The organism is Nostoc sp. CCY0012, assembly GCF_963920855.1.
GTDB lineage: Bacteria > Cyanobacteriota > Cyanobacteriia > Cyanobacteriales > Nostocaceae > Cyanocohniella.
On sequence record NZ_CAWUDM010000018.1, the window covers coordinates 1 to 19,839 of the forward strand.

The 19,839-nt window shown below is 43.3% G+C and carries 30 protein-coding genes and 1 tRNA gene; 25 read left to right on the forward strand and 6 right to left on the reverse strand.

Annotated elements, in window-relative coordinates; genetic code table 11:
- Positions 1-213: 213 nt before the first annotated feature.
- The 4 genes from ACM0OS_RS07050 to ntrB all read right to left on the reverse strand — a co-directional run bounded on the left by ACM0OS_RS07050 (position 214) and on the right by ntrB (position 3,591).
- Positions 214-284: transfer RNA gene (locus tag ACM0OS_RS07050), tRNA-Gly, on the reverse strand.
- 306 nt (positions 285-590) lie between these two features.
- Complete coding sequence (locus ACM0OS_RS07055) at positions 591-1,889, reverse strand: CmpA/NrtA family ABC transporter substrate-binding protein (RefSeq protein WP_414542457.1); 1,299 nt, start codon at positions 1,887-1,889, stop codon at positions 591-593.
- 1 nt (position 1,890) lies between these two features.
- Positions 1,891-2,685: an ABC transporter ATP-binding protein gene (locus ACM0OS_RS07060; protein WP_414542458.1), complete on the reverse strand. Its 795-nt coding sequence runs from the start codon at positions 2,683-2,685 to the stop codon at positions 1,891-1,893.
- 84 nt (positions 2,686-2,769) lie between these two features.
- A complete protein-coding gene (gene ntrB / locus ACM0OS_RS07065) occupies positions 2,770-3,591 on the reverse strand; it encodes a nitrate ABC transporter permease (protein ID WP_414542537.1) in 822 nt (273 codons plus the stop codon).
- 384 nt (positions 3,592-3,975) lie between these two features.
- Between ntrB and ACM0OS_RS07070 the strand changes: the two genes are divergently transcribed.
- Positions 3,976-4,761 (forward strand): AMIN domain-containing protein, encoded by a 786-nt coding sequence (locus tag ACM0OS_RS07070; protein ID WP_414542459.1) that lies wholly within the window; start codon positions 3,976-3,978, stop codon positions 4,759-4,761.
- Between the two features lie 156 nt (positions 4,762-4,917).
- Here ACM0OS_RS07070 and ACM0OS_RS07075 read toward each other — a convergent pair whose 3' ends face one another.
- Positions 4,918-5,457 (reverse strand): DUF3172 domain-containing protein, encoded by a 540-nt coding sequence (locus ACM0OS_RS07075; protein WP_414542460.1) that lies wholly within the window; start codon positions 5,455-5,457, stop codon positions 4,918-4,920.
- Between the two features lie 155 nt (positions 5,458-5,612).
- Positions 5,613-6,101, reverse strand: coding sequence for an NAD(P)H-quinone oxidoreductase subunit N (locus ACM0OS_RS07080; protein ID WP_414542461.1), 489 nt, complete (start codon positions 6,099-6,101; stop codon positions 5,613-5,615).
- Positions 6,102-6,962: 861 nt separating this feature from the next.
- On the opposite strand from ACM0OS_RS07080, the gene rplC reads away from it, so the two are divergent.
- The 24 genes from rplC to rpsK all read left to right on the forward strand — a co-directional run bounded on the left by rplC (position 6,963) and on the right by rpsK (position 19,644).
- Complete coding sequence (gene rplC, locus ACM0OS_RS07085) at positions 6,963-7,598, forward strand: 50S ribosomal protein L3 (RefSeq protein WP_414542462.1); 636 nt, start codon at positions 6,963-6,965, stop codon at positions 7,596-7,598.
- A gap of 109 nt (positions 7,599-7,707) precedes the next feature.
- Positions 7,708-8,346, forward strand: coding sequence for a 50S ribosomal protein L4 (rplD, locus tag ACM0OS_RS07090; protein WP_414542463.1), 639 nt, complete (start codon positions 7,708-7,710; stop codon positions 8,344-8,346).
- Positions 8,339-8,653: a 50S ribosomal protein L23 gene (locus ACM0OS_RS07095; RefSeq protein WP_414542464.1), complete on the forward strand. Its 315-nt coding sequence runs from the start codon at positions 8,339-8,341 to the stop codon at positions 8,651-8,653. Before rplD ends, ACM0OS_RS07095 begins: the two co-directional genes overlap by 8 nt.
- A 4-nt stretch (positions 8,654-8,657) precedes the next feature.
- Positions 8,658-9,521, forward strand: a complete 864-nt coding sequence (gene rplB / locus ACM0OS_RS07100; protein ID WP_414542465.1) for a 50S ribosomal protein L2 — start codon at positions 8,658-8,660, stop codon at positions 9,519-9,521.
- Positions 9,522-9,634: 113 nt separating this feature from the next.
- The gene (gene rpsS, locus ACM0OS_RS07105; protein WP_200989454.1) at positions 9,635-9,913 is read left to right on the forward strand and encodes a 30S ribosomal protein S19; all 279 of its coding nucleotides are present in this window, start codon (positions 9,635-9,637) and stop codon (positions 9,911-9,913) included.
- 50 nt (positions 9,914-9,963) lie between these two features.
- Positions 9,964-10,323 carry a 50S ribosomal protein L22 gene (gene rplV, locus ACM0OS_RS07110; RefSeq protein WP_414542466.1) on the forward strand — a complete coding sequence of 120 codons (360 nt, stop codon included), beginning with the start codon at positions 9,964-9,966 and terminating at the stop codon, positions 10,321-10,323.
- A gap of 51 nt (positions 10,324-10,374) precedes the next feature.
- Positions 10,375-11,130 carry a 30S ribosomal protein S3 gene (gene rpsC, locus ACM0OS_RS07115; RefSeq protein ID WP_414542467.1) on the forward strand — a complete coding sequence of 252 codons (756 nt, stop codon included), beginning with the start codon at positions 10,375-10,377 and terminating at the stop codon, positions 11,128-11,130.
- Positions 11,131-11,226: 96 nt separating this feature from the next.
- Complete coding sequence (gene rplP, locus ACM0OS_RS07120; protein WP_414542468.1) at positions 11,227-11,652, forward strand: 50S ribosomal protein L16; 426 nt, start codon at positions 11,227-11,229, stop codon at positions 11,650-11,652.
- A 3-nt stretch (positions 11,653-11,655) separates the two neighbouring features.
- Positions 11,656-11,883, forward strand: a complete 228-nt coding sequence (rpmC, locus tag ACM0OS_RS07125) for a 50S ribosomal protein L29 (RefSeq protein WP_414542469.1) — start codon at positions 11,656-11,658, stop codon at positions 11,881-11,883.
- 6 nt (positions 11,884-11,889) lie between these two features.
- The gene (rpsQ, locus tag ACM0OS_RS07130) at positions 11,890-12,141 is read left to right on the forward strand and encodes a 30S ribosomal protein S17 (RefSeq protein ID WP_414542470.1); all 252 of its coding nucleotides are present in this window, start codon (positions 11,890-11,892) and stop codon (positions 12,139-12,141) included.
- A gap of 41 nt (positions 12,142-12,182) precedes the next feature.
- A complete protein-coding gene (rplN, locus tag ACM0OS_RS07135; protein ID WP_414542471.1) occupies positions 12,183-12,551 on the forward strand; it encodes a 50S ribosomal protein L14 in 369 nt (122 codons plus the stop codon).
- Positions 12,551-12,904, forward strand: a complete 354-nt coding sequence (rplX, locus tag ACM0OS_RS07140; RefSeq protein ID WP_414542472.1) for a 50S ribosomal protein L24 — start codon at positions 12,551-12,553, stop codon at positions 12,902-12,904. Before rplN ends, rplX begins: the two co-directional genes overlap by 1 nt.
- A gap of 97 nt (positions 12,905-13,001) precedes the next feature.
- Positions 13,002-13,550, forward strand: a complete 549-nt coding sequence (gene rplE, locus ACM0OS_RS07145) for a 50S ribosomal protein L5 (RefSeq protein ID WP_414542473.1) — start codon at positions 13,002-13,004, stop codon at positions 13,548-13,550.
- A 20-nt stretch (positions 13,551-13,570) separates the two neighbouring features.
- A complete protein-coding gene (gene rpsH, locus ACM0OS_RS07150) occupies positions 13,571-13,972 on the forward strand; it encodes a 30S ribosomal protein S8 (RefSeq protein WP_414542474.1) in 402 nt (133 codons plus the stop codon).
- Positions 13,973-14,038: 66 nt separating this feature from the next.
- Positions 14,039-14,587: a 50S ribosomal protein L6 gene (gene rplF, locus ACM0OS_RS07155; RefSeq protein WP_414542475.1), complete on the forward strand. Its 549-nt coding sequence runs from the start codon at positions 14,039-14,041 to the stop codon at positions 14,585-14,587.
- Positions 14,588-14,589: 2 nt separating this feature from the next.
- Positions 14,590-14,952 (forward strand): 50S ribosomal protein L18, encoded by a 363-nt coding sequence (gene rplR, locus ACM0OS_RS07160; RefSeq protein ID WP_414542476.1) that lies wholly within the window; start codon positions 14,590-14,592, stop codon positions 14,950-14,952.
- A 99-nt stretch (positions 14,953-15,051) separates the two neighbouring features.
- Positions 15,052-15,576, forward strand: a complete 525-nt coding sequence (gene rpsE / locus ACM0OS_RS07165) for a 30S ribosomal protein S5 (protein WP_414542538.1) — start codon at positions 15,052-15,054, stop codon at positions 15,574-15,576.
- A gap of 48 nt (positions 15,577-15,624) precedes the next feature.
- A complete protein-coding gene (gene rplO / locus ACM0OS_RS07170) occupies positions 15,625-16,068 on the forward strand; it encodes a 50S ribosomal protein L15 (RefSeq protein ID WP_414542477.1) in 444 nt (147 codons plus the stop codon).
- A 65-nt stretch (positions 16,069-16,133) separates the two neighbouring features.
- Complete coding sequence (secY, locus tag ACM0OS_RS07175) at positions 16,134-17,447, forward strand: preprotein translocase subunit SecY (RefSeq protein ID WP_414542478.1); 1,314 nt, start codon at positions 16,134-16,136, stop codon at positions 17,445-17,447.
- Between the two features lie 5 nt (positions 17,448-17,452).
- On the forward strand, positions 17,453-18,007 hold the full coding sequence (locus ACM0OS_RS07180) for an adenylate kinase (protein WP_414542539.1): 555 nt from the start codon (positions 17,453-17,455) through the stop codon (positions 18,005-18,007).
- 231 nt (positions 18,008-18,238) lie between these two features.
- Entirely contained in the window at positions 18,239-18,463 is a 225-nt protein-coding gene (gene infA, locus ACM0OS_RS07185) for a translation initiation factor IF-1 (RefSeq protein WP_006276978.1), read from the forward strand.
- Positions 18,464-18,579: 116 nt separating this feature from the next.
- The gene (gene rpmJ / locus ACM0OS_RS07190) at positions 18,580-18,693 is read left to right on the forward strand and encodes a 50S ribosomal protein L36 (RefSeq protein WP_010998333.1); all 114 of its coding nucleotides are present in this window, start codon (positions 18,580-18,582) and stop codon (positions 18,691-18,693) included.
- 117 nt (positions 18,694-18,810) lie between these two features.
- Positions 18,811-19,191, forward strand: coding sequence for a 30S ribosomal protein S13 (gene rpsM, locus ACM0OS_RS07195; protein WP_414542479.1), 381 nt, complete (start codon positions 18,811-18,813; stop codon positions 19,189-19,191).
- 57 nt (positions 19,192-19,248) lie between these two features.
- Positions 19,249-19,644: a 30S ribosomal protein S11 gene (gene rpsK / locus ACM0OS_RS07200; RefSeq protein ID WP_414542480.1), complete on the forward strand. Its 396-nt coding sequence runs from the start codon at positions 19,249-19,251 to the stop codon at positions 19,642-19,644.
- The last annotated feature ends 195 nt before the right edge of the window (positions 19,645-19,839 follow it).

Genomic DNA, 19,839 nt, shown 5'->3' on the forward strand with positions numbered 1-19,839 from the left:
CAGGCTCTATCCCTTATTAAACAAGCTGTTTAGCCTTCTTGTCACCCGTTAAGATAATTTTTAGTGTTATTTAGTACATATGTTCGCTACAACCAAATTGTCTTAAACTACTCCAAATGTTTATTTCAGTTGGAACATGAGTACTAGTACATATGGTGATGTAAAAAACTAAAAACCCCTATAAAAGTTACTTTACAGGGGTTTTAACGATTAAGCGGGCGGCGGGAATCGAACCCGCATTAATAGCTTGGAAGGCTATAGTTTTACCACTAAACTACGCCCGCAGAAGAGTAACTATATTTAATTACTAAATCAATCCATACACACATATTACACAACTTGGTATACTTGCTTTTTTTTGTATGGACTTTAACAAGTATAGCAAATAAAGTATCGGGACTACAACCCCTACTGAAAAATCTTTTAGGAGAGACATGACAATTGAGTCCGGCAAGGGTAGACTGGGGTGAAAACTTAGAGTTATGTACAAATTTGTGGTGATAGCTCTTGTTTGAAAGAGCTTTGCTTATGGTTTGGCGTCTCAAAGAGAGGAGGACTAAAGTCCTCACTACGAACCTTTAAAAACTCATTCATCTCATCTTGGGTGCATTCAAATAAGCTTGGGGATTTTCTGGGTCAAATTCTAAGCCATTAAAAAATTTCTCTACACCACGGGATGTACTGGCTGGGATAGCGGCTTCTTGACCAATGAATTTAGCCGCTTCTCGCCATAAATCTTCACGGTTAACGGCATCAATTAAGGGTTTTGTTTCAAAATTAGGGGAACGATTACCCCAACGCATATCTTCAATTAAAAACCATAAGTCGTGACTTTTGAAAGGGTAGGAAGCATTTTCCCGCCAGTACTTGATAGCATGAGGGCTATTTTTCACTACACGCCCATTACCGTAATCTATTGTGCCTAACAGGCGATCGCAAATCAAATCACTTTTTACACCTATCCATTGCCGTTGTGACATGATCTCAAACAGTTCTGCTTTATTTTCTGGCTGATCACACCAAATTTGCGCCTCCATCACAGCCGCCAGAAGTGCCTTCGCTGCCTTAGGGTACTTATCCACCCATTCAGCCCGCACTGTCAAGGCTTTTTCTGGATGATTATTCCACAATTCCCCACTTGTGACAGTTGAATAACCAAACCCTTGTTTAATTAACCGATGATGCCAAGGATCAACCACACAAAAGGCTTCCATACTTCCACTCCGCATACTTGCAACCATCTGGGGTGGAGGAACCACAATTACTGATGTATCTCTGTCAGGATCGATACCACCATAAGCTAACCACCAGCGCATAAAAAAATCGCCTGTCACCCGACGATAGGGAACTGCACAACGTACAGTTTCTCCGACTAGGGTTTTTTGAGCATAAATTGATTTTAAAGGCGAACTATCAAGACCTAAATTTAAATCTTTATAGGTATTAGCAACAGATATCCCCTGTCCATTTACATTCAGTCTTGCCAAGATGTACATGGGGATTTTTCGCCCATAGCTAATTTCGCCTGTAGCCATGAGATAAGTCATGGGAAACAGCAAATGACCACCATCTAAACCATCATTAGCAGCGCCTAACATCAATTTGTCACGCATAACAGCCCAGGAAGGCTGCTTGACAACGCGAACATCAGGCATCCCATATTTAGCAAAAAATCCCTTAACTTTGGCAATAATCACAGGACAACAACTCGTTACGGGAATAAAGCCTAGGGTGGCGGTGGTGACTTCAGGTGTATCGACGTGACTCGCATAAATACTGTAATGCAACTGACTAGTCATGACATGAGAAGCTAAACGACTGGTGCAGCTATGAGTTAAAGCAGCTGCACCAGCAGTAGCAATGAATTTTCGTCTATGAAATTTTGCCATGTCAGATTTTCATATGTTTAGCTTGTTCTTGGTTCTGCAAGAACTGCATCAGTTCATGGCGGAGCAAATGATATTCTGAACAATTTTTAATTTCTAGAGAACGCGGGTGTTTAAAAGGTACATCTAAAATTTGACCAATGGTTGCAGCAGGGCCATTTTTCAACATGACAATCTGATCAGAAAGTAACAACGCTTCATCTACATCATGAGTCACCATAATTGTTGTGATATGATATGCCTCACAAATTCGCATCAACTCTACTTGTAAAGAACTGCGAGTTAAAGCATCTAATGCCCCGAATGGCTCATCTAATAGCAGTAATTTGGGCTGAATTGCTAAAGCCCTCGCCAATGCAACGCGCTGTTTCATCCCTCCAGAAAGTTGCCCTGGTTTCTTGGATGCAGCATCTTTTAATCCCACCATTTCTAGGTGAGAGGCAATAATTTGTCGGCGTTCATGTTTCGATTTATCAGGCATTGCTTTATTAACAAATAACGCCACATTGTCCCAAGCAGTCAGCCAAGGCAAGAGAGAATAGTTCTGAAACACTACCATGCGATCGCGGGCAGGTTTTTTAACCAATTGACCATCAACTAGTACCCGTCCTCTCGTTGCTTTTTCTAACCCTGCGACTATATTTAGTAAGGTAGATTTGCCACAACCAGAATGTCCAATAAGAGAGACAAAATTGGCCTGTTTAATATCTAAATTAATTTCTTGAAGAACAATATTATATGTTCCATTTTGGAGAGTAAACTCTTTTTCTATACCCCTGATTTCCACAAAACTAGACACAGTATGTCCTTTATGTTTGACGTGTATGTTTGACGTGTATGTTTGACGTGTATGTTTCCCGCGGATTGTTTATTTCAACCAAAATTATTCTTGAGGAGTTACTTTGGTAGAAACATAAGCCATAATTTTATCTAAAACTAAACCAACTCCACCGAGATAAGCAATTGCCAAGATAATTTCATGGATATTAGCATTGTTGTAAGCATCAACAATAAAAAAGCCAATTCCATCATCAGAAAGTAGCATTTCGGCTGCTACAACAGCTAACCAAGATAAACCAATAGCAATTCTTAACCCTGTAAATATATAAGGCAGAGTTGCAGGTAATAAAATTTGCCAGAAACTTTCAAATATTGATAAACCTAATATTTTGGAGACATTGATATAATCTTTTGGTATAAGCTGTACGCCCAAAGCAGTATTGAGAATTATTGGCCAAATAGCAGTAATAAAAATCACAAAAATAGCTGAAGGATTTGGTTTGAGGAATACTGCTTGTGCCATAGGCAGCCAAGCTAATGGAGCTACAGGACGCAGTAATTGAATAATAGGGTTAATTGCTTTTCTACAAAAATTGTTTAGACTAATAATGAAACCAATGGGGATTCCTAATATTGCTGCAAAAGAATAGCCTACAGCAACTCTTTTTAAACTAGCTAAAATTAACCAGAAAAACCCTTTATTATGTCCTCCATGATCAAAAAATGGATTTTTAATTAAATCCCATGTGTTGCTCACAACTTCTAGCGGAGAAGGTAGTAAGGTATTAGGACTTAAACTTAATAAATGCCAGATACTTAATAAAAATAAAACTCCAGTAATAGATGGGATAAAGTCTCTTATTTTCTGGGATATTTTTTCAATAATTTGTCTAGATAAATCGTGGTTATTTATGTTTATTTTCATTAACAATTAACCTTAGATCAAACATATATTTATAAATAATGAATAAAGGTATATTTAACATCAAAAATGACATCTGCAAAATTAATTTCAAATAAAACTATGCAGATGATAAATTTAGTATATTTTGAGAAACACTATCATAACTATAGCCAGGGATTTTTAGATGTCAAGATAAATTTTTACATAACTGGCTATACCATTCTTGTGAAAATGCAATGTCTGTAAATTTCTGTGCTATATCATAAATATTTCATAATATTTCCTATCCTATAACCTCAGATTTTTTTTGTTAATATATCCCTGGAATATCGTAGAGATTACTGAAAATTTAGTAATTATTTATTTTTCCTAGAAAAACTATTACCTCATTACCTATTAGTAATAATGTACAAAAAACTAGCAATTAAGCAATCTTTGCAATGGAGTCAACGTCTGCTTGGCTTGTATGCATTCATTGCCCTGCAAACAGGCAGTAGTACTGCTGCACCAGTAGCAAGACTAAATAATTGGCGCTTTAACCCAGAGGCTGTGCGATTAGAAATTACCCTCTCAGCAGGTACAACTCCCCAATACTTCTATCTCCCCGAACCGCCTCGTTTAGTTGTGGATTTGCCAGATACCAAGTTAGGCTATGTGCCTACAACACAAAATTACGTGGGAGCAATTCAAAGGATTCGTGTAGCCCAATTAAATGAGACTGTAACTCGGATTGTTTTGGATTTGGCCGCCGGTAACTTTATAGATACCAACAAAGTACAACTGCAACCAGTTTCCCAACAAAACCCCACGCGCTGGGTGTTACGTCCTACGATTACTAAATATACTCCCCCTACACAACCGGAAAATTTCCAGTCCTTACCCAATAATTTAACCCCAAGTCTGGGCTACCCTACTAGTAACTATCTCCAGTTACCCAGTACCTTATCTCCAATAAACAATAATTCCCAGCAACCTTTTGTCACTGTACCGCCCCTGATTCCCAACAACTCTTCTCAAGTACCCGGTTCTATTCTACCTCCAGCCACTTTCCCTAATCAACCCGGTAATTTCAATAACATTCCTCCTGGAACAACTCTTGATTTTCCCATTCCCACAACCCCCAACTCTCTACTCGATGAACCTCGTGTAGATGTAATTGAGTTTGGTCAACCCCTTCCCAAACCCAACTGATATAAATGCATTCATCTTCGGCCTAACCCTTACTTTTTTAGGGAATGGGGAAAATTTTTTCTCACTTACATTTGGAAATGCAAATTAGTATTAATTGTCAACCTAGATTACTAAGTAAAAACACTAACCTAAACGCCTCTCACCCCTAGTTTCTCACTAAAATCTGTCTGTTTCTTGGGGTTGTGAGACTGCACCTGGTTGAGACGTGAAGAAGTTTTGAGCTGCTTCATTTTGATAAATACATCTAATATCAGGATTCTCGCTGTCCAAGCTACCTGTAAAGCCAAAAGTATTTAAACGATTTCGACATTCTCTAACTTGGCTAGATGACACAAGCTTGCGTTGCTCTAAAATTGCCCAGTTATTTTGGCGCAGGACACACCCAGGACGCATATTTGGTTGAGCAACGTAGACATTAAATGGATTGAGAGTGACAAACAATCTAGCATCCATCACCATTGCACTAGCGCCAAACTGCACACAAATTTCAGGGTTTGGGGCTTTAGTATCAATGAATTCACGAGAAGCCACATTTGATGGAGTTAAAGTAGTTGTGGAGCTAAAAGCAATGCCAATGCCAATTCCTAAAACCAGCACCCCAGCCAAAATAGCGATGGTAGAGATGTTAAATAAAGAAGATTGGATAGCAGGAGGCTTAGAATTAGTAGCCGATCTACCAGTAGATTTACGTCTCATTTTCGCTTGATCACCTTCACGCTTGGGAAAGTTGGGAGTAGTCTACATTAGTCTCCCTTTTACAGTATGCCGATTCTTAACTGTAATTGTCTGTAAAATGGGCGATCGCACCTTGAGTAAGTTTTAGCAGTGGCGATCGCCCAAATTTTCACTGATTAAACAGCTTGATAACTAGCAGAGTAGGTATCTTTGAGAGGTTGCCAACGGAAAGCGCGATCGCCTCCCCTCTCAACGACTATCTTCACTCGCGGTTCTAAGCTGGGCAAAGTTGTTAAGTACTCAACTTCTTGATCCGAAAGAATATGCCCTTCAATGATCCACAACACCAAACCCTTAGACTTTGGTGGCAGTTGCTCTAAGTTGTAGTTGACAATCGGTGGTAGATAATACACATACCCTACCGCTGCACCACTACCAGTACTTTTTTTACCCAAATGAGGTGGTCTGACTCCATGAACTCCTGTGAGATAGGCAGCTACGTCGCCCAGTCCCCTAGCAGTAATATGAAGATTGACATAGCCAGCTGCACGCAGTCGGCGCCGATATCGACCTTCAAAACCCCCTTCTAGGGGTACATAAACTCCAAGAGAGCCAAATTTTTCGAGATCGCGAATTAAACCGTTGCCAGTGGTAATTAGTGCCATAAAGTTTTCGTCCTAGCCCACTTAGATATCTCTATTATTCACCTGAACCCACATTAGGTTAAAGTATCGCCGACAGAAAGCCCATTTTTCTTAAAAGTACCGTGCCAACAATACTAGCCCTTGTGAAAAATTTCTCGACAAAACCAGGTAGATGATTTATGATGTTAGATTGTGACCTATTGAGCAATTAGTCCACCATCTCTGTGCTATTTTTAATAGCATATTAACCACAGCCAGTAACTCACTTTTGCAAGAGATTAATTTGGCTCAAAGTGATCAGAGACTGGTAAACTAGAAAAGCCTTAAGGTTAAATAAAGAGTTGATGGCTCAATAACCACAGCCAACAAACAACTCCGGACTAAATTCACTCCGGTAGCCTTGAAAAATCAGGGAAAATCTTAGACTATAGTTTAAGGTAATTGTGTTGAGTGTCAAAAACTGAGCAGCCATGTTGGTTTTAGTCTTAGTTAAAGGATACTGAGTGGCTAGAAGTCACTTAAGTCCCACACAAGCACGGCAGTAGCATCAGGTGGGAAAACCCAGCCATAGCACTGCCTCCGGAAAGTGCCTAAGCAATTGCTTGGACGAAAGCATTGCTGCACAAAGCGCAAAGCTCTAAAGCATTGCCCTAATTCCAGAAGTTATTTCTTCCCAATGGGAAGATTCTTTTGGCTGTTTTGGTGACCAAGTGAGTGAAAGTAAACGGATTCACCAAACAGTAAGGACACAGCTTTTTGTGTATCGGCAAAAGTGGAACAGCGTCAGCTATTCCCAACCCAAAGGTTCGTCTAATTTTAATCAACACCTATCAAGGTGTTTTCAAGACAAAGCCAGCAAGTATATAAGGAGAACCAGTAACTGTGTCTGTAGGTATTCTCGGCACCAAGCTGGGCATGACCCAAGTCTTTGACGAAGAAGGAGTATCGATTCCTGTCACCATCGTTCAAGCAGGTCCATGCACTGTTACCCAAATTAAAACGAAGCAGACCGACGGTTACGCCGCCATCCAAGTTGGTTATGGTGACGTTAAACCTAAGGCGCTCAATAGACCTCTGCTGGGACACTTAGCCAAATCATCTGCTCCAGCATTACGACATCTGAATGAGTATCATACAGAGAATCCTAGTGATTATGCTCTAGGACAAGAAATTAAGGCAGATATTTTTAGTGCAGGTCAAATTGTAGATGTAGTAGGTACCAGTATCGGTAGAGGTTTTGCGGGCAACCAAAAGCGCAACAACTTTGGTCGTGGGCCTATGTCACATGGTTCTAAAAACCACAGAGCGCCCGGTTCTATCGGTGCTGGTACAACACCAGGACGCGTCTATCCAGGCAAACGGATGGCAGGACGTTTAGGTGGGAAGCGCGTGACAATTCGCAAGTTGACTGTAGTGCGAGTAGACCCGGAACGCAACTTATTGCTAATTAAAGGAGCCATTCCTGGGAAACCAGGGTCCTTAGTCAATATTCTGCCTGCAAAGCGAGTTGGGAAGTAGTCATTAGTCATCTAAGTCATTAACTAAAGATAAATGACAACGAACAACAGAAATTAAGACGAATGACAACCAACAACTAAGTAAAGGATAAAAGACAAAGGACAAAAAAATGGTTGAAAGTGTAGTTAAAAATTGGCAAGGAGAGCAAGTTGGTGAGACAACTTTTGAGTTGAAAGTTGCCAAAGAATCAACAGCATCTCACATCGTGCATCGGGCCTTGGTAAGACAAATGACCAATGCTCGTCAAGGAACCGCTAGCACAAAAACTCGTGCTGAAGTCAGAGGCGGTGGACGTAAACCTTGGCGGCAAAAAGGTACTGGTCGCGCTCGTGCAGGGTCTATTCGTTCACCCCTATGGCGTGGTGGTGGTGTGATATTTGGGCCAAAACCCAGAGACTTCAACTTGAAATTAAACCGTAAAGAACGGCGTTTAGCATTGCGAACTGCCTTCGTTAGTCGCGCCGACGATTTGATTATCGTAGAAGAATTTAACAACGAACTATCCCGCCCCAAAACCAAAGAATTAGTGGCAGCACTAACTCGCTGGGGAGCAACACCAGAAATTAAATCCCTGTTAATTTTGCCGGCAATTGTAGATACAGATAACGTTTATTTGTCAGCCCGCAATATTGAAAATTTAAAAGTCATTGCAGCCGACCAGCTAAATGTTTATGATTTGCTGCACGCTGACAAGATTGTCATCACGGCATCAGCCCTAGAAAAGATCAAGGAGGTCTACAGTGCCTAGGTTTGACCCCCGCAACCTTGCCGACTTAGTGCGTCGCCCAATAGTCACCGAGAAGGCGACCATCCTCATGGAGCAAAACAAATATACTTTTGAAGTAGCTCCCAAGGCCAGCAAGCCACAAATTAAGGCGGCACTTGAAGACTTGTTTCAAGTCAGAATTGTCAAAATTAATACCATGATGCCACCACGCAAACAGCGTCGTGTCGGCAAATTTATTGGTTACAAGCCCCAATACAAGCGAGCTATCATCACTGTAGCCCCTGGGGATGTAGACAAAATTAGACAAGTTCTATTCCCAGAGGTATAAAAATATGGGTACTCGTTCTTATCGCCCTTATACCCCAAGTACGCGTCAAGTTACCATCTCTGACTTTGCCGAAATTACCAAGTCAAAGCCAGAAAAGTCGCTAACAGTATACGTACACCGTCCCAAAGGTCGTAACAACCAAGGTCGGATTACTAGCCGTCGTCGGGGTGGCGGACACAAACAACTTTACCGGATCATTGATTTTAAACGTGATAAGCGCAACATTCCAGCCCAAGTCACAGCAGTTGAATATGATCCTAATCGCAACGCTCGCATAGCTCTGTTGTTATATGAAGATGGCGAAAAGCGTTACATTCTTCATCCCAATGGATTGAAAGTTGGGACAACCGTAATTGCAGGGGCTGACGCTCCTTTTGAAGATGGTAATGCTTTACCGCTCTCCAACATTCCTTTGGGTACTGCCGTTCACAACGTAGAACTCACACCTGATAAGGGCGGACAAATAGTTCGTGCTGCTGGTGCTAGCGCCCAGGTTGTAGCCAAAGAAGGTAAGTATGTAACACTCAAGTTACCTTCGGGAGAAGTCCGGATGATTCGCCGGGAATGCTACGCCACCATTGGACAAGTCGGAAACACTGACGCCAGAAACTTGAGCGCAGGTAAAGCTGGGAGAAATCGTTGGAAAGGTCGCCGTCCCAAGGTTAGGGGTAGTGTGATGAACCCTGTGGATCACCCACACGGCGGTGGTGAAGGTAGAGCGCCTATCGGTAGACCAGGGCCTGTAACACCTTGGGGTAAACCTACCTTGGGTGCCAAGACACGCAAACCCAAAAAAGCTAGTAGCAAATTGATTGTGCGTCGTCGCCGTAAATCTTCTAAACGTGGACGTGGTGGTCGTCAGTCATAGAATTTTAGATTTTCAATTTGGGATTTTAAATTAGGTTTACTGATGAAATCCCAAATTTGTCAGCCTAATTGCTCAAAATCCGAAATTATTCATCCACAATCCAAAATCGAACTATGGGTCGTTCTCTAAAAAAAGGTCCTTTCGTGGCCGATCACTTGCTCAGTAAAATCGAAAAGCTGAACGCGAAAAACGAAAAACAAGTTATTAAAACTTGGTCAAGAGCATCAACAATCCTGCCCTTGATGATAGGTCATACCATCGCTGTGCATAACGGGCGCCAACATGTTCCCGTATTTGTCAACGAGCAAATGGTAGGGCATAAGTTGGGAGAATTCGCCCCCACACGTACCTACAGAGGTCATGGTAAAAGTGACAAAAAAGCAGGGAGATAGTTATTAGTTATTGGTCTTTAGCTAATGACTAATGACTCAAGGAGAAAATTATGGCAACTGATACTACTGAAGTAAAGGCGATCGCTCGTTTTATACGCATTTCTCCCTACAAAGTGCGTCGTGTCCTCGACCAAATCCGGGGACGTTCCTACAGGGAAGCACTAATTGTCCTGGAATTCATGCCTTATAGAGCCTGTGATCCAATATTGAAACTGCTGAGAAGCGCCGCTGCTAACGCCGAGCATAACGCTGGTTTAGACCGGGCAACCCTGGTCATTACTCAAGCTTATGCCGATCAAGGCCCAGTCCTAAAACGGTTTCAACCAAGGGCGCAAGGCCGAGCTTACCAAATTCGCAAACCCACGTGTCACATCACTTTAGCTGTAGCGGCTGGTGCAGATGCTGAATAATTACCAGGCAAAAAAATTGCGTAAAGATCAGAAATTTTAGAGGAAGCATTTGTGGGACAGAAGATTCATCCAGTTGGTTTTCGTCTGGGGATTACACAAGAGCATCAATCCCGTTGGTTTGCTATTCCCGAACGTTATCCAGAACTTCTCCAAGAAGACTACAAACTCCGTCAGTACATAGAGAAAAAGTTAGGTAGACTGGCGCAAAACAACGCTGGTATTTCCGAAGTGCGAATTGAGCGCAAAGCTGACCAAATCGACTTAGAAGTACACACAGCTAGACCTGGTGTAGTGGTAGGTCGCGGTGGACAAGGCATTGAATCACTGCGTAACGGACTACAAGAACTTTTGGGTAGCAATCGGCAAATCCGCATTAACGTTGTTGAAGTACAAAAAGTTGATGCTGATGCCTACTTGATTGGTGAATACATTGCTCAACAATTAGAACGTCGTGTTTCGTTTCGGCGGGTAGTCCGGCAAGCCATTCAGCGCGCTCAACGTGCTGGTGTCCAAGGCATTAAAATTCAAGTCAGTGGTCGCCTCAACGGGGCAGAAATTGCCCGGACAGAGTGGACTCGCGAAGGTAGAGTACCTTTACATACCTTACGCGCTGACATTGATTACGCCTACTGCACAGCCAAAACAATTTACGGGATTCTAGGAATCAAAGTATGGGTGTTCAAGGGAGAAATTATCCCTGGACAAGAGGAAACTCCCTCCGCACCGAATACACGCGATCGCGAACCTCGTCGCCGTCAACAACAGCGCCGTCGTCAGCAATTTGAAGACCGATCTAATGAAGGATAGGGGCTAGAGGCTAGAGGCTAGAGGCTAGAAAATACTAGACCCCAGTCTTTAATCCCTAATTCCTCATCCCTAATCCCTAATCCCTAGTACCTAGTCATGTTAAGTCCTAGAAGAACTAAATTCCGCAAACAACAACGCGGACGAATGGAAGGTCTAGCCCACCGTGGCTGTAACATTAATTTTGGTGATTTTGCGCTCCAAGCTCAAGAACCAGCCTGGATTACCTCTCGGCAAATTGAAGCCTCCCGGCGAGCAATGACCCGTTACATCCGTCGGGGTGGTAAAATCTGGATTCGGATTTTCCCCGATAAACCTGTAACCATGCGTCCGGCTGAAACCCGGATGGGTTCTGGTAAAGGTTCACCAGAGTTTTGGGTAGCCGTAGTTAAGCCAGGACGCATTATGTTTGAAATCGCTGGGGTTTCTGAAGAAATCGCCCGTGAAGCTATGCGGCTAGCTTCCAATAAGCTACCCATTAAAACCAAGTTTATTGTGCGTCCTCAACCACAGGAGCAGGAGTAGGTTATGCCTCTTCCCAAGATTTCAGAAGCTAGAGAATTAAGTGACGATAAACTGGCTGAGGAAATTATCGCGGTCAAAAAACAACTGTTTCAGTTGCGCTTACAAAAAGCTACAAGACAATTAGATAAGCCTCACCAATTCCGCCACGCCCGACATCGCCTAGCCCAATTGCTGACCGTAGAATCAGAACGCAAACGGGCCACAAGTCAACCGACTACAGAAGAGCAATAGGAGATTATGGCAATCAAAGAACGAGTCGGCTTGGTAGTGAGCGACAAAATGCAAAAAACGGTGGTAGTCGCTGTGGAAAACCGCGCTCCTCATCCCAAGTACGGCAAAATTGTAGTTAAAACCCGACGCTACAAAGCTCACGATGAAGACAGTAAATGCAAAGTGGGCGATCGCGTGCGGATTCAAGAAACTAGACCTTTGAGTAAAACCAAGCGCTGGCAAGTCAAAGAAATCTTGAACACCAAAGCGACAACTTAATAGTTGTATAACAACTAACAACTCCAAAAGGGAGACCAATTGTGATTCAACCCCAGACTTTCCTTAATGTCGCAGATAATAGCGGTGCCAAAAAACTCATGTGCATCCGTGTATTAGGTGCTGGCAACAGACGTTATGGTTTCATCGGCGACAAAATTATTGCTGTTGTCAAAGATGCCATTCCCAACATGGCTGTGAAAAAATCCGATGTCGTCGAGGCAGTTATTGTCCGCACCCGTCATAACATCCGCCGGGATAGTGGCATGACAATTCGCTTTGACGATAACGCAGCTGTGATCATCAACAAAGATGGTAATCCCAGAGGTACACGGGTATTTGGCCCAGTTGCCCGGGAATTACGCGATAAAAACTTCACCAAAATTGTTTCTCTGGCTCCGGAGGTGCTGTAATGGCAAACCGCAAGGAAAAGCCTAAAGTATTCTACAAAATGCACGTCAAAACTGGTGATACCGTGCAAGTGATTGCTGGCAAAGACAAAGGTAAAGTTGGCGAAGTGGTCACAGCACTACCCCAACTCGGTAAAGTCATTGTCAAAGGTGTCAACATTAAGACTAAACACATGAAACCCCAACAAGAAGGGGAATCAGGCCGGATTGTCACCCAGGAAGCTCCTATTCATAGCTCCAATGTGATGCTCTATTCCACCAAGCAAAACGTCACCAGTCGTGTTTGCTATACCTTCACCGCAGAAGGTAAAAAGGTGAGAAAACTAAAAAAAACGGGCGAAATTCTCGATAGCTAAGAATTTACCCAAATTGAGATTTTAGATGAAAAATTTTAAATCTAAAATCCCCCATATCATCTTCCCTGACCAAGACCAGGGATAAGGACAAACAACTATGGCGACAACAAGACTCAAAACCTTATACCAAGAGACAATTGTCCCCAAACTGACGAGTCAGTTTGAATACACTAACGTTCATCAAGTACCGAAGTTAATCAAAATTACTATTAACCGAGGTTTGGGGGAAGCGGCTCAAAATGCTAAGGCGCTAGAAGCGTCTTTAAATGAAATTGCGTTGATCACTGGTCAAAAACCAGTAGTGACACGGGCGAAAAAGGCGATCGCCGGCTTTAAAATTCGTCAGGGTATGCCTGTTGGCATCATGGTGACCCTCAGAAGCGAGCGGATGTATGCTTTTCTCGACCGACTGGTGAGCTTATCATTACCCAGAATTAGAGACTTTCGCGGCATTAGTCCTAAAAGTTTTGACGGTCGCGGAAACTATACTCTGGGTGTGAGAGAACAGCTAATTTTTCCAGAAGTCGAGTACGACAGTATCGACCAAATCCGTGGTCTGGATATTTCTATCATCACTACAGCGAAAACCGACGAAGAAGGCCGCGCCTTACTTAAAGAAATGGGAATGCCTTTTCGCGATCAATAAGTTCATCTAAAGAGGGAACGATGGCGGCTAACGACACAGTTGCAGATATGCTGACGCGCATCCGCAATGCCAACCTGGCAAGGCATCAAACTACAAACGTGCCAGCCACAAAAATGACTCGTAGTATTGCAAAAGTACTACAAGAGGAAGGCTTTATTGCTGAATTTTCCGAAGCAGAAGCAGGGGTACAACGTAACCTAGTGATTTCCCTGAAATACAAAGGTAAGAATCGTCAACCCTTAATTACTGCCTTGAAGCGAGTGAGTAAACCTGGTTTGCGCGTTTACTCCAACAGAAAAGAATTACCAAGGGTACTAGGTGGTATCGGCATTGCCATTATTTCTACCTCCAGTGGCATCATGACTGACCGTGAAGCACGGCGTCAGAGCTTGGGTGGTGAAGTGCTTTGCTATGTTTGGTAGTCATTTAGTCATTTGTCATCATTAACCGACAAAAGACAAAGGACAAATAACAAAGGACAAAAGGTCATGTCTCGTATTGGTAAACGTCCAATTACAATTCCTGCCAAAGTGCAAGTGACAATTGATGGCACAAAGGTAGTAGTGAAAGGCCCTAAAGGCGAACTTTCTCGTGATCTACCTGCCAATGTCATTGTCTCTCAAGAAGGAGAAATCCTCCAGGTAACCCGTCGGGATGAAACCCGTGTTTCTCGACAAATGCATGGTTTGAGCCGCACCTTGGTCGCCAATATGGTCGAGGGAGTTTCTCAAGGCTTTCAACGTCGTTTGGAAATCCAAGGCGTGGGTTACCGGGCACAAGTTCAAGGTCGGAATCTAGTTTTGAACATGGGTTTCAGCCACCAAGTTCAAATTGTTCCCCCAGAAGGTGTGCAATTTGCCGTGGAAAATAACACTAACGTTATCGTTACTGGCTACGACAAAGAAATAGTAGGCAACACAGCAGCCAAAATTCGTGCCGTGCGTCCACCAGAACCCTACAAAGGTAAAGGTATTCGCTATGCCGGTGAAGTGGTCAGGCGCAAAGCTGGTAAGACTGGTAAGAGTGGTAAGAAGTAAACATGAAACTTACTCGTAGAGAATCAAAACAACGTCGCCATCGACGCGTTCGTGGTAAAGTTATCGGCTCTACAGAACGTCCCCGTTTAGCCGTATTTCGTTCCAACGAACATATTTATGCTCAGGTAATTGATGATACACAGCATCACACCTTAGTAGCAGCCTCAACTGTAGAACCAGATTTGAAAACTAATTTATCTACAGGTGCTACTTGTGAAGCATCAGCGCAAGTTGGCAAATTGATCGCAGTGCGATTGCTAGAGAAAGGAATCACCAAAGTAGTCTTTGATCGCGGTGGTAACTTATATCATGGTCGTGTCAAAGCCTTAGCTGATGCAGCACGCGAAGCTGGTTTAGATTTCTAAAGTCATTAGTCATTAGTCATTGGTCATTAGTCATTGGCTAAAGACAAAAGACAAATGACAAAAGACAAAAGACAACTGACTAATAGAGAGCATTTGATTATGGCAACTGGTCGTCGTAAAGCGAACCGCACAAAGAAAGAAGAAACTAACTGGCAAGAGCGTGTCATCCAAATCCGCCGGGTGAGTAAGGTCGTCAAGGGAGGTAAAAAACTTAGCTTCCGAGCGATCGTAGTCGTCGGCAATGAACGCGGCCAAGTTGGTGTAGGAGTAGGTAAAGCCTCAGATGTCATTGGCGCTGTGAAAAAAGGTGTAGCCGATGGCAAAAAACATCTGATTGATATCCCCATGACCAAATCCAACTCCATCCCCCACCCTATTGATGGTGTCGGTGGTGGTGCTAAGGTGATGATGCGCCCAGCTGCACCTGGTACTGGGGTAATTGCCGGTGGTGCTGTACGGACTGTGTTGGAATTGGCAGGGGTTCGTAACATCTTAGCCAAGCAACTCGGCTCCAATAACCCACTTAACAACGCTAGAGCCGCAGTGAATGCCTTATCTACACTACGTACTCTTTCTGAAGTAGCTGAAGATCGGGGTATTCCTATTGAAAAACTCTACATCTAGTAGAGTCGCCCTATCAGAGCTTTTGTGTAAACAAATACTAATTACATCATGAGACTCAACGATGTTAAGCCCCAAAAAGGCTCCAAAAAACGCCGCCGCCGTGTAGCCAGGGGTATTTCCGCCGGTCAAGGTGCTAGCGCTGGTTTAGGTATGAGAGGTCAAAAATCTCGTTCTGGTAGTGGTACTAGACCGGGTTTTGAAGGGGGTCAACAACCGTTGTACCGTCGCGTACCTAAGCTTAAGGGCTTTCCGGTGGTGAATCGGAAAATTTACACTACGATTAATGTAGATAAGCTAGCCTCCCTTCCTGCCAATACAGAAGTAACTTTGGATTCCTTGAAAAAGGCAGGTATCCTTACTGCTTCTAAGGGCCCATTGAAAATTTTGGGCAACGGGGAATTGAATGTATCGCTCAAGGTACAAGCGGCAGCTTTTACAGGACAAGCTCGGAGCAAAATTGAGGCAGCTGGTGGCAGTTGCGAAGTCTTATAGTGAGAACAAAAGCGCACTTTGCAAACTAGCTGCCAATGCCTGGTTCACAGTAAAGGTAGCATTCTATGATCAGTCGAGAAAAAGCCCCAACGGCTCAAGAAACTTTTATGCAGATGGCACAAGCAGCCGGACTGAGAGGTAGGCTGCTTGTCACCGTCGGTATTTTAATTTTGGTTCGTCTAGGCATCTTTTTGCCAGTACCAGGACTTGATAGAGCAAGGTTTGCCGAAGCAATATCGGGTAATAATGCCGTCTTCGGTTTGTTGGATATATTCTCTGGGCGCGGACTTTCCACTTTGGGAATTTTTGCTTTAGGGATTTTGCCCTTTATTAATGCGTCCATTATTATCCAATTGCTAACTGCGGCAATTCCATCTTTAGAAAATTTACAAAAAAATGAAGGCGAAGCGGGAAGGCGGAAAATTTCGCAAATTACCCGCTATGTCACTGTGGTTTGGGCAACTATTCAAAGTGTGGCTTTCTCGGCATTCTTCCTGCAACAATTTGCTTTAAATCCAGGTTTAATATTTGTGGCTGAAACAGCGATCGCTCTGACTGCTGGTTCTATGTTTGTCATGTGGGCATCAGAACTAATTACAGAGCGGGGAATCGGCAATGGAGCATCCTTACTGATTTTTGTCAACATTGTCGCTTCATTACCAAAAGCCTTGGGCGATACCATTGACTTGGTGCAAGTGGGTGGCAGAGAAATCGTTGGCCGCGTCATTGTCTTAGTCTTGGTCTTCTTGGCAACAATTGTGGGTATTGTGTTTGTTCAAGAAGGAATCCGTCGTATCCCGATTATTTCCGCGCGTCGCCAAGTAGGTCGTCGAGTATTGGCAGAGCAGCGCAGTTATTTACCCCTGCGGCTCAATTCCGGTGGTGTCATGCCGATTATTTTTGCAGCGGCAATTCTGAGTCTGCCACTGTTAATCGCTAACTTCACCCGCAATCCGGAGATAGCAAATATAGTCAACACTTATCTTAGTCCTGGAGGATCTGGGGCTTGGGTTTATGCTCTGGTCTACTTAGTTTCCATCATTTTCTTTAGTTACTTCTATTCTTCATTGATTGTCAATCCAGTTGATGTGGCGCAGAACCTGAAGAAAATGGGATCTAGCATTCCAGGGATTCGTCCAGGTAAGGCGACAAGCGAATATCTGGAGCGCGTCATTAATCGACTAACGTTTTTGGGCGCGATCTTTTTGGGCTTTGTGGCTATTATCCCCACTGCCGTTGAAAGTGCTTTAGGTGTACCAACATTTAGAGGCTTGGGTGCTACTTCTTTACTAATTTTAGTAGGTGTGGCTATCGACACAGCAAAGCAAGTCCAAACTTACGTTATCTCTCAGCGCTATGAAGGAATGGTGAAACAATAGTGACAGTGACGCGATTAATCTTCTTGGGCCCACCTGGAGCTGGTAAGGGAACTCAAGCTCAAACCTTAGCTGCACATTTAAATATTCCCCATATTTCTACAGGGGAAATATTAAGACAAGCGATGCAAGAGCAAACCCCTTTGGGAATTAAAGCTCAAAGTTATGTAAATAGCGGCGATTTAGTCCCCGACCAGTTAGTTCAGGACTTAGTGCAGGAGCGCTTACATCAACCAGATGTTAAATCTGGCTGGATTCTCGATGGTTTTCCCCGTAAAGTTACTCAAGCCGCTTTTTTAGAAAAATTGCTGGCAGAACTTCATCAGAGTAATGAAAGGGTAGTTAACTTGGATGCTCCAGACGATGTTGTAGTAGCACGTTTACTAGCTAGAGGACGGAAAGATGATACCGAAGAGGTAATTCGTCATCGTCTAGAAGTTTACCGGGCTGACACTGCACCTTTAATTGATTATTACGGCGATCGCCAAAAACTTTTGACGATTAACGGTGATCAATCCCAAGAAGAAGTCACTGATGAACTGCAAAAAATCATAGCTGACTAGGTAGAGCAATGGGAGTAGACAATTTATAACTTACTACTCCCAAATTTGGGGTAATGCCTTAGTTAAACCAAGACCGCGCTGATTCATTACTCCCCCTCATAGCAAAATGCAAGTCAATTTTAGCTAAGATATATTAATAAACTGTTGATATATTTCTTAATTTGTGTTCTTTTGCAGATGAAGCGCTGCAACTGACTAAATAGGAGATTGTTGAGTTGAGGAAAAAACAAATTGTCTAAGCAAGATTTGATTGAAATGGAAGGCACTGTTACAGAGTCCTTGCCCAATGCGATGTTTCGCGTTGACTTGGACAATGGATTCAATGTCTTAGCACACATTTCTGGTAAGATTCGCCGTAATTACATCAAGATTTTACCTGGCGATCGCGTCAAGGTAGAGTTAACTCCTTACGACCTGACAAAAGGCAGAATTACTTATAGACTGCGGAAGAAATAGTCATATGTAGAGAATATTACCATAAAACCATTTTTTTGGGGTCTACCCAATTACTTAACTGAATTATTTTCCCTAAAAATGCTATAATTTACTATTTGGAGTCAATTAGAAAAGGCATGAAAGTCCGAGCCTCAGTCAAAAAAATTTGTGAAAAGTGTAACGTGATCCGCCGTCGCGGTCGCGTGATGGTGATTTGCGTCAATCCCAAACACAAACAACGTCAAGGATAGCACTCTGGCACATTTGAGAGTGAGGTGCAACACAGAGTGATTACCATCAAACGCTACAAAGGCGATTAATCACACTTTTCTAACAGCAACTGCGATAACAATAGGGAGAAATTCATTGTGGCACGTATTTCCGGAGTAGACCTTCCACGCGATAAGCGTGTAGAAATTGGTCTGACTTATATCTACGGAATTGGGTTAACAAGGTCGCTGGAAATTTTAGCGGCTACAGGTGTCAACCCAGATACCCGCGTTAAAGATTTAAGTGATGCTGACGTAGCAGCGCTGCGCGGCGAAATAGAAAGCAACTACCAAGTTGAAGGTGATTTACGGCGCTTAGAAGCCATGAACATCAAACGCTTGGTTGACATTGGTTGCTACCGAGGTCGTCGTCACCGCATGGGCTTACCAGTCAGAGGTCAAAGAACCCGTACTAATGCTAGAACCCGTCGTGGTAGAAGGCAGACAGTGGCTGGTAAGAAGAAGGCTCCAGGCAAATAAACTTTCAATGCTTGCTCTTCTGGCAGGCAAGTTTAACCTTAAATTCACTAAACAAATATGGCGAGACAACCAACTAAAAAAGGCGGGAGCAAAAAGCAGAAGCGGAACGTCCCCAACGGAATGGCCTACATCCAGTCTACTTTCAACAATAGCATTGTCACCATTACCGATCAAAATGGTGATGTGATTTCCTGGGCTAGTGCAGGTTCTAGCGGTTTTAAGGGAGCAAAAAAGGGAACTCCCTTTGCTGCACAAACTGCTGCTGAAAGTGCAGCCCGTCGGGCTATGGATCAAGGAATGCGCCAAATTGAGGTCATGGTAAGTGGCCCTGGAGCAGGTAGAGAAACCGCTATTCGCGCCCTCCAAGGAGCAGGACTGGAAATTACATTGATTCGGGATATTACCCCAATTCCTCACAATGGTTGCCGTCCACCCAAGCGCCGCCGAGTCTAGATGCAACCTGTTAAGTGTTTGGTCTACAAACTGTTTCTGATAACTTGAGCGACTAGAAGCCAGTCAGCTCTTCCTATCGGGAGGGCTGGTAAACTTCAGAGCAACCAAATTAAATAAATGATATTTGCTCCTAAATAGCGATATCAAACCATCCTGCCATTAAATCCTGGCAGTTTAATCTACCTAGAGAAACCT

What these genes read in the sequence shown, in the direction of transcription:
- ACM0OS_RS07075 (WP_414542460.1), bottom strand. Translation starts at nt 5,457, where the DNA reads ATGAGACGTAAATCTACTGGTAGATCGGCTACTAATTCTAAGCCTCCT.
- rplV (WP_414542466.1), top strand. Translation starts at nt 9,964, where the DNA reads ATGGCAACTGATACTACTGAAGTAAAGGCGATCGCTCGTTTTATACGC.
- ACM0OS_RS07070 (WP_414542459.1), top strand. Translation starts at nt 3,976, where the DNA reads ATGTACAAAAAACTAGCAATTAAGCAATCTTTGCAATGGAGTCAACGT.
- rplE (WP_414542473.1), top strand. Translation starts at nt 13,002, where the DNA reads ATGGCGACAACAAGACTCAAAACCTTATACCAAGAGACAATTGTCCCC.
- rplF (WP_414542475.1), top strand. Translation starts at nt 14,039, where the DNA reads ATGTCTCGTATTGGTAAACGTCCAATTACAATTCCTGCCAAAGTGCAA.
- rpsS (WP_200989454.1), top strand. Translation starts at nt 9,635, where the DNA reads ATGGGTCGTTCTCTAAAAAAAGGTCCTTTCGTGGCCGATCACTTGCTC.
- rplD (WP_414542463.1), top strand. Translation starts at nt 7,708, where the DNA reads ATGGTTGAAAGTGTAGTTAAAAATTGGCAAGGAGAGCAAGTTGGTGAG.
- ACM0OS_RS07080 (WP_414542461.1), bottom strand. Translation starts at nt 6,101, where the DNA reads ATGGCACTAATTACCACTGGCAACGGTTTAATTCGCGATCTCGAAAAA.
- rplX (WP_414542472.1), top strand. Translation starts at nt 12,551, where the DNA reads ATGGCAAACCGCAAGGAAAAGCCTAAAGTATTCTACAAAATGCACGTC.
- rpsH (WP_414542474.1), top strand. Translation starts at nt 13,571, where the DNA reads ATGGCGGCTAACGACACAGTTGCAGATATGCTGACGCGCATCCGCAAT.
- rplO (WP_414542477.1), top strand. Translation starts at nt 15,625, where the DNA reads ATGAGACTCAACGATGTTAAGCCCCAAAAAGGCTCCAAAAAACGCCGC.
- rplB (WP_414542465.1), top strand. Translation starts at nt 8,658, where the DNA reads ATGGGTACTCGTTCTTATCGCCCTTATACCCCAAGTACGCGTCAAGTT.
- rpmC (WP_414542469.1), top strand. Translation starts at nt 11,656, where the DNA reads ATGCCTCTTCCCAAGATTTCAGAAGCTAGAGAATTAAGTGACGATAAA.
- rpsQ (WP_414542470.1), top strand. Translation starts at nt 11,890, where the DNA reads ATGGCAATCAAAGAACGAGTCGGCTTGGTAGTGAGCGACAAAATGCAA.
- rplR (WP_414542476.1), top strand. Translation starts at nt 14,590, where the DNA reads ATGAAACTTACTCGTAGAGAATCAAAACAACGTCGCCATCGACGCGTT.
- secY (WP_414542478.1), top strand. Translation starts at nt 16,134, where the DNA reads ATGATCAGTCGAGAAAAAGCCCCAACGGCTCAAGAAACTTTTATGCAG.
- ACM0OS_RS07055 (WP_414542457.1), bottom strand. Translation starts at nt 1,889, where the DNA reads ATGGCAAAATTTCATAGACGAAAATTCATTGCTACTGCTGGTGCAGCT.
- rpmJ (WP_010998333.1), top strand. Translation starts at nt 18,580, where the DNA reads ATGAAAGTCCGAGCCTCAGTCAAAAAAATTTGTGAAAAGTGTAACGTG.
- rpsK (WP_414542480.1), top strand. Translation starts at nt 19,249, where the DNA reads ATGGCGAGACAACCAACTAAAAAAGGCGGGAGCAAAAAGCAGAAGCGG.
- ntrB (WP_414542537.1), bottom strand. Translation starts at nt 3,591, where the DNA reads ATGAAAATAAACATAAATAACCACGATTTATCTAGACAAATTATTGAA.
- rpsE (WP_414542538.1), top strand. Translation starts at nt 15,052, where the DNA reads ATGGCAACTGGTCGTCGTAAAGCGAACCGCACAAAGAAAGAAGAAACT.
- rplP (WP_414542468.1), top strand. Translation starts at nt 11,227, where the DNA reads ATGTTAAGTCCTAGAAGAACTAAATTCCGCAAACAACAACGCGGACGA.